General features: G+C 72.3%; 10 protein-coding genes. 7 read left to right on the top strand and 3 right to left on the bottom strand.

Annotation, left to right across the window (positions count from 1 at the left end):
- Window positions 1–332 precede the first annotated feature (332 nt).
- Together F6X68_RS25220 and F6X68_RS25215 are read left to right on the top strand one after the other, a co-directional pair.
- A complete protein-coding gene (locus tag F6X68_RS25220; RefSeq protein ID WP_151456608.1) occupies window positions 333–1,130 on the top strand; it encodes a helix-turn-helix transcriptional regulator in 798 nt (265 codons plus the stop codon).
- On the top strand, window positions 1,121–1,321 hold the full coding sequence (locus F6X68_RS25215) for a DUF397 domain-containing protein (RefSeq protein WP_225852412.1): 201 nt from the start codon (window positions 1,121–1,123) through the stop codon (window positions 1,319–1,321). Before F6X68_RS25220 ends, F6X68_RS25215 begins: the two co-directional genes overlap by 10 nt.
- A gap of 19 nt (window positions 1,322–1,340) precedes the next feature.
- On the opposite strand, the gene F6X68_RS25210 is transcribed toward F6X68_RS25215, so the two are convergent.
- The 3 genes from F6X68_RS25210 to F6X68_RS25200 all read right to left on the bottom strand — a co-directional run bounded on the left by F6X68_RS25210 (window position 1,341) and on the right by F6X68_RS25200 (window position 3,600).
- Entirely contained in the window at window positions 1,341–2,207 is an 867-nt protein-coding gene (locus F6X68_RS25210; RefSeq protein WP_151456607.1) for a 1-acyl-sn-glycerol-3-phosphate acyltransferase, read from the bottom strand.
- Entirely contained in the window at window positions 2,204–2,983 is a 780-nt protein-coding gene (locus F6X68_RS25205) for a GNAT family N-acetyltransferase (RefSeq protein WP_151456606.1), read from the bottom strand. The genes F6X68_RS25210 and F6X68_RS25205 overlap by 4 nt, the downstream gene beginning before the upstream one ends.
- Before the next feature lie 110 nt (window positions 2,984–3,093).
- Entirely contained in the window at window positions 3,094–3,600 is a 507-nt protein-coding gene (locus F6X68_RS25200) for a hypothetical protein (RefSeq protein ID WP_225852411.1), read from the bottom strand.
- Window positions 3,601–3,705: 105 nt separating this feature from the next.
- Between F6X68_RS25200 and F6X68_RS25195 the strand changes: the two genes are divergently transcribed.
- The 5 genes from F6X68_RS25195 (at window position 3,706) to F6X68_RS25175 (ending at window position 10,586) form a co-directional block, all read left to right on the top strand.
- Entirely contained in the window at window positions 3,706–4,365 is a 660-nt protein-coding gene (locus F6X68_RS25195) for a hypothetical protein (protein WP_151456605.1), read from the top strand.
- Window positions 4,366–4,496: 131 nt separating this feature from the next.
- The gene (locus F6X68_RS25190) at window positions 4,497–5,432 is read left to right on the top strand and encodes an ABC transporter ATP-binding protein (RefSeq protein WP_151456604.1); all 936 of its coding nucleotides are present in this window, start codon (window positions 4,497–4,499) and stop codon (window positions 5,430–5,432) included.
- On the top strand, window positions 5,429–6,241 hold the full coding sequence (locus F6X68_RS25185) for an ABC transporter permease (protein WP_151456603.1): 813 nt from the start codon (window positions 5,429–5,431) through the stop codon (window positions 6,239–6,241). The genes F6X68_RS25190 and F6X68_RS25185 overlap by 4 nt, the downstream gene beginning before the upstream one ends.
- A gap of 279 nt (window positions 6,242–6,520) precedes the next feature.
- The gene (locus F6X68_RS25180; RefSeq protein ID WP_151456602.1) at window positions 6,521–10,270 is read left to right on the top strand and encodes a multifunctional oxoglutarate decarboxylase/oxoglutarate dehydrogenase thiamine pyrophosphate-binding subunit/dihydrolipoyllysine-residue succinyltransferase subunit; all 3,750 of its coding nucleotides are present in this window, start codon (window positions 6,521–6,523) and stop codon (window positions 10,268–10,270) included.
- A gap of 136 nt (window positions 10,271–10,406) precedes the next feature.
- On the top strand, window positions 10,407–10,586 hold the full coding sequence (locus F6X68_RS25175; RefSeq protein WP_151456601.1) for a DUF6104 family protein: 180 nt from the start codon (window positions 10,407–10,409) through the stop codon (window positions 10,584–10,586).
- Window positions 10,587–10,753 lie beyond the last annotated feature (167 nt).

Here is a 10,753-nt window from a genome sequence, read left to right as displayed (position 1 = left end):
CGGGCTTCGGCCGCCGGCTCCGGATCTCCCGCCGCTCCGCGCAGTTCGGGCAGGCGCAGTGCCGTCCGCACCGACTCCGGTGCCAGCCTCCACGGTGACCCACTTTCTCCCCCACCCCGCTGTCGAGGTGGGCCGCCCCGCCACGGGAAAGCGGGGCGGCCCCGGCAGGACCCGCCCACGTCCTCGACGACGGCGAACGGGCCCGCGTGGTGACAGTCTGGTGAGGACACCACTACCGTCGACACATGCTCGCCGCATCCGCGCAGGTCAACGAGCCGGTCGAGCGGGCACGGGAGACACGCCGACGGGACCGAGCAGAATGTGGGGAATCGATGGGCACCGCCACCAACTACGTGCTGGGTGAGCTACGCACGTTCCGCGCTCAGCTCGGCCTGAGCCAGGACGACTTCGGCAGGACGATCGGCTACTCCGGGTCGCACGTCAGCTCCGTCGAGACGGGCGGTCGCCCGCCGACCCGGGAGTACATGAAGGCGATCGACGACCAGCACGACACGGGCGAGCGGTTCGGCCGGATGCTCCGTGAGCTGGCCCGGCTGGACGCCACGCCGGCCTGGCTGCGGGAGTGGATCGAGTTCGAGCGGGAGGCGGCGACGTTGCGCTGGTTCGAGCTGGCGTACGTGCCGGGCCTGCTCCAGACCGAACGCTACGCCCGCGCCACGCTGGCGGGGGGCCGGTTCACGGCCGACGAGGTCGAGCGGATCGTCGCGTCCAGGCTGGAGCGTCAGGCGATCCTCGGCCGGGAGCGGCCACCCCAGCTCATCGCCGTCGTCGACGAGGCCGTGCTACGTCGGCCGGTGCTCGACCAGCCGGGGCTCATGGCCGAGCAGCTCGATCACCTGGTGGCCCTCGCGACGCAGGAACACGTGCAGCTCCACGTCGTCCCGGCCGACGCCGGCATGTATCTCGGACTGGCCGGCCAGTTCATCATCGCCGAGCTGCCGGACGGCACCCGCGTGGCCCACGCGGACAACCAGCTCAGCGCGCAGATCGTCGACGCATCCACCGACATTGCTAGGCTGGCCAGGACGTGGGAGATCGTGCGGAACGAGGCCCTCCCCCGCCGGCAGTCGACCGTGCTGATCAAGGAGGTGGCGAAGTCATGGACGTGATGACCCCGCGGTGGCGTAAGTCGACGAGATCCGGCGGCAACGGCGGTTCCTGCGTCGAGGTCGCGGACAACCTGCCGGGCGTCGTGCTGGTACGCGACACCAAGGACCGCGAGGGCGGCACCCTCCACTTCGACTCCCGGGCGTGGCAGTCGTTCGTCGGCCTGGCCAGGCGGATCGGCCCGGTCGGCTGATCCGCTCCTCCCCCCGTCTTCATGCCGCGTATCCCGCCGGCGCCCTCCCGACGGCGGCAGCGGGGACGTGCACGACCGACTCGGCCGCCCGGGCGAGCAGCCGCCGGTCGGCGTCCCGGGCGGGATGCAGGGCGGCGGAGACGCTCACCCGCACCTCCAGGTCCCGGGCGGCGAGCACCCGGCCCACCGAGCGCAGCAGGTCGTCGTCCCCGACGAATGCGGCGGCCGTGGTCGGCACGCCGGTCGCGGCCCACCGGTAGCCGATCCGCAGCGGCACCACCGGCGCCCCGGCGTCGATCGCCGCCTGGAACAGCGCCGGACGGAACCCCCGGCCGGGGCGGCAGGCGATCGCGTCGGCGGTGCCGCACCAGGTCGTACCCTCCGGAAAGACCGCCACCGGGCTGCCGGCGCGCAGCGCGGCGGTGACCCGAGCCACCGTCGCGGGCAGGGCGCGGGGGCGGGCCCGGTCGACCAGGACGGTGCCGGCCGCCGCCGCGAGCAGCCCGACCAGCGGCCAGGACCGGACCTCCCGCTTGGCCACCATCCGGGCCGGCGCGACGGCCAGCAGCGCGAGCACGTCCAGCCAGGAGGCATGGTTGGCGACCAGCAGCGCCGGCCGCCGGGGCGGCCGGCCGCGCACCACGAGGCGCACGCCGAACGCGCGCAGCGTCCACCGGGCCCAACCACGCAGGGCCGCCGCCCGGTCCCCGGCCGGCAGCACCGGCAGCAGCACCGCCAGCACCGTCCCCGCCGACAGCGTCCCGAGGACGGCGAGGGTGCGGCCCGCCCGCCGGACGGGCGACACGGCCGGCGCCTCGCCGGCCGCCGGAAGGCAGGTGGGCCCGCACCCCGAGGCGGGTAGCCAGAGGCGTCCGGCGATGCTCACCGCTCGGCCCCGCCGAGGAAGTGCCGCAGGTAACGGGGGTTCATCCGGTCCAGGGAGAAGAGCACGTAGAAGTCGGCCACCCCGAAGTCCGGGTCGTACGCCGGCTCGCCGCAGACCCAGGCCCCGAGGCGCAGGTAGCCGCGCAGCAGCGGCGGAACGGTGGCCCGCGCGGCCGGGCCGTCGGCCGCCGCCGGCCCGACGAGCCCGTCCGGCTCGGCGAACCAGGGGCGCCTCGGCCGTACGCGCAGCCGCGGCGGGGCCAGGTGCCGGGCCGCGACCTCGTCCCACACCCGCGCGACGGTCCCGCCCCCGTCGGCAACCGGCACCGACGCGCAGCCGCCGAGCCAGCGCGACCCGCGCAGGTGCAGGTAGCGGACGATGCCAGCCCACATGAGGTTGATCACCGCGCCGGAGCGGTGATCGGGGTGTACGCAGGACCGGCCGGCCTCGACCAGGTCGTCGCGGAGCGGGTCGAGCCCGGTGAGGTCGAACTCGGTCGCGGCGTACCGCCGGTCGGTGCGGCCCGGCGGGAGCAGCCGGTACGTGCCGACCACCTCGCCGGTGCCCTCCTGACGGACGATCAGGTGGTCGCAGTACGCGTCGAGGTCGTCGACGTCGAGCCCGGCGGCCCCCGGGCGCAGGGTGGCGCCGAGTTCGGTGGCGAACACCTCGTGACGGAGGCGTTGCGCGGCCGCGACCTCGCTCGGGTCGTCGGCGATCAGCAGGGTGTAACCGCTGGTCGTCAGGGGTGCGCCAGCGGCGTGCAGAACGGCCATGGGACCTGTGTAGGCGGCCCGGGTTGCCGGCCGGCGGGGTGAGGGGTGTCGATGAGGTGAACGGCCCGTGCCGGTGTCGGGCGACGACCGCGGCGAGGTCGGCGCTCGTCTCAGCGGTTGGCGCGCAGGTCCCGGGCGAGATGCGAGCGCCGGAACCCCACCGTGACCAGGCGCCGCAGGTCGGCCCGGTTGTCGTGCATGAGCTGCACGTGGAAGTAGTTGACGTATTCGAGCGCGGCGAAGAGCCCGAAGGCCAGCCCCGGGTACGACCGCGCGCCGGGCGTCCGCACGGCGGCCACGGCACAGGCGATGATCACGACGGCCAGGAGGATCGGCAGGGCGGCGCGGGCGGTGCCGAAGTGGCGCCGGCCGGGCAGGCGCGGCTCCCCGCGGCGCAACTGCCGGAGCTTGAGCGCCCAGTAGGCCGCGCCCACCACGAGCAGGGCCGCGAACGCCCCGAAGCCGGCGAGGTTCGCCGCCGTCGGCGGCAGGCCCACCAGTTGGAACCACACCCACGCCTGTAGGGGAACGTTCAGCAGCTCCCAGCCGGCGAGCGAGCGGAGCCGGCGCCGGGCCGCCTCGCGGGTCGGGCCGGCCGGCAGGTGAGGACTGGGCACGGCCCCACAGTGGCACAGCACCGGACGAACACCGGGGTCGACGGCGTGCGAGGCTGCCGGGGGCGCACCGGCGACGGGGCCGGGCGTCGCGGTCGGAGGTGTCTCATGATCATCGAGTCGCGTTTCAACGGGCCGCCCGGCTCGGGCAACGGCGGCTGGAGCGCCGGGGTCCTCGCCGGCGCCGCCGGCCCCGGGCCGGTCGAGGTGACGTTGCGTCGCCCTCCCCCGCTGGAGACCCCGCTCACTCTCGTCGACGGCGAGGTCCGCGACCCGCAGGGCAACCTCGTCGCCCAGGTCCGCCCCACGGAGGACCCCCGGGCGGTGGTGCCGCCGGTGGACCTGCCGGCCGCGCGGGCCGCCTCGGCGGCGTACCCCGGGCTGGTCGACCACCCCTTCCCGGGCTGCTACGTCTGCGGTCCGGACCGCGCCGACGGGCTGCGGATCTTTCCGGGGCGGCTGCCGGACGGCCGCACCGCCGCGCCGTTCCGGGTGCCCGGGTCGGTCACGACCGCCACCGTCTGGGCCGCGCTGGACTGCCCCGGCGGCTGGGCCGTGATCGCCCCCGGCCGGCCGTACGTCCTGGGCCGGATCGCGGCGGTGGTCGCGGCGCTGCCGGAGCCGGGCGACGAGTGCGTGGTGACCGGCGTCATGGTCGGCGGCGAGGGCCGCAAGGCGCTCGTGCACACCAGCCTGTACGGACCCGACGGCGCTCTCCTGGCCTGGGCCCGGGCAACCTGGATCGCCGTGGCCGACGACATCGGATAATCGTTCCTGGGGATGAGGGCCTCCTGCCTGAGGCGGAGGTGGATCTCGGAAGTGCGCCTGATTGACCTGGTTGCGCCCGCCCGCCACGCTGTGTCACGGCGTACCCCGACGCCACCGCACGAAGGAGAGCAATGACTGACGGGCAGAGAAGCCCCACCGGTGACGGTCAGATCGTGGTGTCCGGCCTGACGAAGCAGTACAAGAACGTCCGGGCCGTCAACGATCTGTCGTTCACCGTCGAACCGGGGCGGGTGACCGGCTTCCTCGGCCCCAACGGCGCCGGCAAGACGACCACGCTGCGGATGCTGCTGAACCTGGTCACGCCGACCAGCGGGACGGCGACCATCAGCGGGCGGCGCTACGCCGACCTGACCGACCCGCTGCGGCACGTCGGCGCCGTGCTGGAGGCGTCCAGCGCGCACAAGGGCCGCACCGGCATCAACCACCTGCGGGTGATCGCCGCGGCGGCCGGCCTGCCGAAGCACCGGGCCGACGAGGCGCTGGCGCAGGTCGGGCTCACTCCGGCGGCGAAGCGCAAGTTCAAGGGCTACTCGCTCGGCATGAAGCAGCGGCTCGGCATCGCCGCCGGGATGCTCGGCGACCCCCGCGTGCTGATCCTCGACGAGCCCGCCAACGGGCTCGACCCGGAGGGCATCCGGTGGATGCGCGGCTTCCTCAAGAACCTCGCGCACGAGGGCCGCACGGTGCTGGTCTCCAGCCACCTGCTGTCGGAGATGCAGCTGCTCGCCGACGACGTGGTGATCATCGCCGCCGGGCAGCTGGTCCGCCAGGGCACGGTCGAGCAGGTCATGGGCTCGATGGCGCAGGGCGTACGGGTCCGCGTCCGCACCCCGCAGGCCGACGCGCTGACCGCCGCCCTCAAGGAGGGTCCGGCGACGGTCGACGTCGACGAGCACGGCGTCCTGCTGGTGGGCGGGGTGGACGCCCCGACCGTGGGCCGGGTCGCCCTGACGGCCGGCGTCGAACTGCATGAACTGACCACGGAACGGCCCGACCTCGAACGGGTCTTCCTGGAGCTGACGGCCGGAAAGGCGGGCATCCGATGAACCTCGTCCGGTCCGAGCTTCTCAAGATCCGCACCACCAGCACCTGGTGGTGGCTGGCCATCGCCGCGTTCCTGTCGATCGCGCTGGCCTTCGCCTTCAACGCCTGGGTCGCCAACGAGACGTTGAACGGCAACGCCGAGGAACTGGGCGTCACCGGCGACCAGGCCTCTGCGGCGGCGCAGGCCGCGAACCTGTACACCTCCGGGCAGTACCTGGGCCTGATGTTCGTGATGCTGATCGGCATCCTGATGGTCACCAACGAGTTCTTCCACCAGACGGCGACCACCACGTTCCTGGCCACACCGCGGCGCACGTCGGTGATCCTCAGCAAGCTGGTCGCGGCCAGCCTGCTGGGCATCGGTTTCTGGCTGGTGACCACGCTGATCGACCTGGCCGCCGGGGCGGTGTTCCTGTCGGCCAACGGCCACGGCACCCTGCTCGGCGAGTGGGCCGTGCAGCGGGCGCTGCTGCTCAACCTGCTGGCGTACGCGATCTGGACGGTCCTCGGCATCGGCATCGGCACGCTGATCACCAACCAGCTCGGCGCGGTGATCACCGCCGCGGTGCTCTACCTCGTCGGCACGCAGGTGGTGGGGCTGCTGTTCATGCTGCTGTCGAACCTGCTCAACAGCGAGGCCGTGGTCAAGTGGCAGGTGATCTGGCCCGCCATCGCCTCGACCGTCATGGTCAGCGAGGGCCAGACCGACTTCACCCCCGCCTGGTGGGTCGGCGCGCTCGTGCTGATCGGCTACGCGGTGGTGAGCGGGGTCGTCGGCGTGCTCATCACCCGGCGGCGCGACATCTCCTGACGGTCCGGGCGCAGGCGGCGGGGGTGGTGCCGAGCACCACCCCCGCCGCCGTTCGACATGGGGCCGGCCGCCACATCGGGCCTTACCAGCAGCCGGCCGCACACGCAGCGTTTGGTGAACTTCTGGCATCTTCTGTGAAACGGGCCACGGGTCGGAGGCGGAAATGCCTGTGGCATCCGTACGGCGTAGCCTGGGAGCCGTCTCGTGCGCGCTCGAAGGCAGGGCGACACCGGACACCGCGTGACACACAAACCCGCGTGAAAGAGGCGATTACCGGCCGTGTCGACCCAGCAGACTTCGCAGGAGAACCCACTGGCGGGTTTCGGTCCGAACGAGTGGATCGTCGAGGAGATGTACCAGCGCTACCTCGCCGACCCCACCAGCGTCGATTCGGCCTGGCACGACTTCTTCGCGGACTACCGCCCGGCGCCCGGCGCCGGGAAGCCGCGCGGAACTGAGCAGGCCCCGAAGCCGGCCGCCAAGCCGGAGCCCGCCGGCCAGCAGGAGGCGGCCACCGCGGTCGCGCAGCCGACGGAGAAGAAGCCGGCGGAGAAGAAGCCCGAGACCAAGCCGGAGACCAAGCCGGAGAAGCCCGCCGCCAAGGCCGCCCCGGCCAAGCCGGCGCCCGCGAAGGCGGCTCCCGCCAAGCCCGCGGCCACCAAGCCGACCGCCACCGGTCCGCAGACCACCCCGCTGCGCGGCGTGGCCGCGAAGATCGTCCAGAACATGGACGCCTCGCTGGCCGTGCCGACCGCCACCAGCGTGCGCGCCGTCCCGGCCAAGCTCCTGGTCGACAACCGCATCGTGATCAACAACCACCTCACCCGTGGGCGCGGTGGCAAGGTCAGCTTCACCCACCTCATCGGCTACGCGATGGTCCGGGCCCTGGTCGCCCACCCGGAGATGAACAACTCCTTCGCCGAGGTCGACGGCAAGCCGGTCATGGTCCGGCCGGAGCACGTCAACCTGGGCATCGCGATCGACCTGGCCAAGCCGGACGGCAGCCGCAACCTGGTGGTCCCCTCCATCAAGGCGTGCGAGCAGATGGACTTCCGGCAGTTCTGGCAGGCGTACGAGGACGTGGTCCGGCGTGCCCGCCGCAACGAGCTGACCATGGACGACTACTCCGGCACCACGATCTCGCTGACCAACCCCGGCGGCATCGGCACCGTGCACTCGATGCCGCGCCTCATGCAGGGGCAGAGCGCCATCATCGGCGTCGGCGCGATGGAGTACCCGGCCCCCTACCAGGGCATGTCCGAGGCCACCCTGGCCGAGCTGGCCGTCAGCAAGGTCATCACCCTCACCAGCACGTACGACCACCGGATCATCCAGGGCGCCCAGTCCGGCGAGTTCCTGAAGGTCATGCACGAGCTGCTGCTCGGTGAGCACGGCTTCTACGACCAGATCTTCACCTCGCTGCGCATCCCGTACGAGCCGGTGCGCTGGATGCGCGACGTCGCGGTCAACAACGAGGGCCAGATCAACAAGACCGCCCGGGTGCACGAGCTGATCCACGCGTACCGCGTGCGCGGCCACCTGATGGCCGACACCGACCCGCTCGAGTTCAAGATCCGCAAGCACCCCGACCTGGACGTGCTCCAGCACGGGCTGACCCTCTGGGACCTCGACCGCGAGTTCCCGGTCAACGGCTTCGCCGGCAAGCAGCGGATGAAGCTGCGCGCCGTCCTCGGCGTGCTGCGCGACTCGTACTGCCGGCGCGTCGGCATCGAGTACATGCACATCCAGGACCCGGAGGAGCGGCGCTGGATCCAGGAACGGATCGAGCGCAAGTACGAGAAGCCGTCGGCCGACGAGCAGAAGCACGTGCTCAACCGGCTCAACGCCGCCGAGGCGTTCGAGACCTTCCTCCAGACCAAGTACGTCGGGCAGAAGCGCTTCTCGCTGGAGGGCGGCGAGTCGCTGATCCCGCTGCTCGGCGAGGTGCTGGAGGCCTCCGCCGAGGGCGGGCTGGACGAGGTCGTCATCGGCATGGCCCACCGTGGCCGGCTGAACGTGCTGGCCAACATCGTCGGCAAGCCGTACGAGAAGATCTTCTCGGAGTTCGAGGGGCACCTGGACCCGCGTTCCACCCAGGGCTCCGGCGACGTGAAGTACCACCTGGGCCAGAACGGCAAGTTCACCACGCCCGACGGCGACCACGCGGTCAAGGTCTCGGTGGTGGCGAACCCGTCGCACCTGGAGGCCGTCGACCCGGTGCTGGAGGGCATCGTCCGGGCCAAGCAGGACCGGATAGACCTCAAGCTGGAGGGCTACACCGTGCTGCCGCTGGCGGTGCACGGTGACGCCGCCTTCGCCGGCCAGGGCGTGGTCGCCGAGACCCTCAACCTCTCGCAGCTGCGCGGCTACCGCACGGGCGGCACCGTCCACGTGGTGGTCAACAACCAGGTCGGCTTCACCACCGCCCCGGAGTACAGCCGCTCCAGCCTCTACAGCACGGACGTCGCCCGGATGATCCAGGCGCCGATCTTCCACGTCAACGGCGACGACCCCGAGGCCGTGGTCCGGGTCGCCCGGCTGGCCTTCGAGTACCGGCAGGCGTTCAACAAGGACGTCGTCATCGACATGGTCTGCTACCGCCGGCGCGGGCACAACGAGGGCGACGACCCGTCGATGTCCAACCCGCAGATGTACAAGATCATCGACTCGAAGCGGTCCGTCCGGAAGCTCTACACCGAGGAGCTGATCGGGCGCGGCGACATCACCGTGGAGGACGCGGAGGAGCTGCTGCGCGACTACCAGTCGCAGCTGGAGCGGGTCTTCAAGGCCACCCGCGACGCGGCCACCACGCCGCGGCAGCTCAGCCGCCCGAAGCGGGAGGACGAGCCGGAGCCGCAGGTGGAGACCGCCACCGACGCGGCCGTCGTCAAGGCCGTCGGCGAGGCGCACGTCAACCTGCCGGAGGGCTTCACCCCGCACAAGCGGATCCAGCAGCTGCTCGACCGGCGGGCCAAGATGTCCGTCGAGGGCAACATCGACTGGGGCTTCGGCGAGATCATCGCGTTCGGCTCGCTGCTGCACGACGGGGTCACCGTCCGGCTCGCCGGGCAGGACTCCCGCCGGGGCACCTTCGTCCAGCGGCACGCCTCCGTGGTCGACGCCCAGACCGGCGACGACTACCTGCCGTTGCAGTCGCTGACCGGCGACGGCGAGCGGTCCCGGTTCTTCGTGCACGACTCCCTGCTCAGCGAGTACGCGGCGATGGGCTTCGAGTACGGCTACTCGGTGGAGAACATCAACGCGCTGGTCGCCTGGGAGGCGCAGTTCGGCGACTTCGTCAACGGCGCCCAGTCGGTGATCGACGAGTTCATCTCCTCCGGCGAGGTGAAGTGGGGCCAGCGCTCCGCCGTCACCCTGCTGCTGCCGCACGGCCACGAGGGCCAGGGCCCGGACCACACCTCCGGTCGCCCGGAGCGGTTCCTTCAGATGTGCGCCGAGGACAACATGCGGGTGTCGATCCCGACCACCCCGGCGAACTACTTCCACCTGCTGCGCCGCCAGGCGCTGTCGCCGAAGCGCAAGCCGCTGGTGGTGTTCACGCCGAAGTCGCTGCTGCGGCACAAGCTCTGCGTCTCCCCGGTCGAGGACTTCACCACCGGCACCTTCCAGCCGGTGCTGCCCGACTCGGGCTCTCCGGCGCCGGAGCAGGTGAAGCGGGTGCTGCTCTGCTCGGGCAAGGTCTACTACGACCTGTTCCAGGCCCGCGCCGAGCGGGGCGTCACCGACACCGCGATCATCCGGATCGAGCAGCTCTACCCGATGCCGGTCGAGGAGATCCGGGCCGCCCTCGCGGCGTACCCGAACGCGGAGGACTTCGCCTGGGTGCAGGAGGAGCCGGCCAACCAGGGCGCCTGGTCGTTCGTCGCGCTCAACCTGCTGGAGCACCTGTCGGACGTACGGCTGCGCCGTATCTCCCGCCCGGCCGCCGCCGCCCCGGCCGTCGGCTCGGCGAAGATGCACGAGGTCGAGCAGACCGCGCTGATCGAGGCGGCCCTGCCCCGCCCGTGACCTGACAGCACCGCCGACCGGGGCAGGGACCGTCACGACGACGGCTCTGCCCCGGTCGGCGTCCCGGCTCCCGCCGCCGGCAGGCCCCGGCGGCACCACGGCCCACCCAGCACAGCGACGAAGAGGGACCGACAGCATGTACTTCACCGACCGTGGAATCGAGGAGCTCGTCGAGCGCCGGGGCGGCGAACAGGTCAGCATGGAGTGGCTCGGCGAGCGCCTACGCGACTTCGTGGACCTGAACCCCGAGTTCGAGACCCCGATCGAGCGCTTCGCCACCTGGCTCGCCCGCCTGGACGACGAGGACGAGGACTGAGCCGGACCGCCCCGGAGGAACGGACGTCCCCGGTGCCGCCACCGAACCGCTCCCGCCGCTCGCCCGTACGCCGGTCGGCCCTGGCGGCGGGCGCCGCCGTGGCGCTGCTGCTCTCGGGCTGCGGCGCGGAACCCCGACGCCGCCCCGGGCCGGTGCCGGGGAGCGCC

The organism is Micromonospora sp. AMSO12t, from assembly GCF_008806585.1.
GTDB lineage: Bacteria > Actinomycetota > Actinomycetes > Mycobacteriales > Micromonosporaceae > Micromonospora > Micromonospora reichwaldensis.
This window is presented reverse-complemented; position numbering and strand designations above follow the sequence as displayed.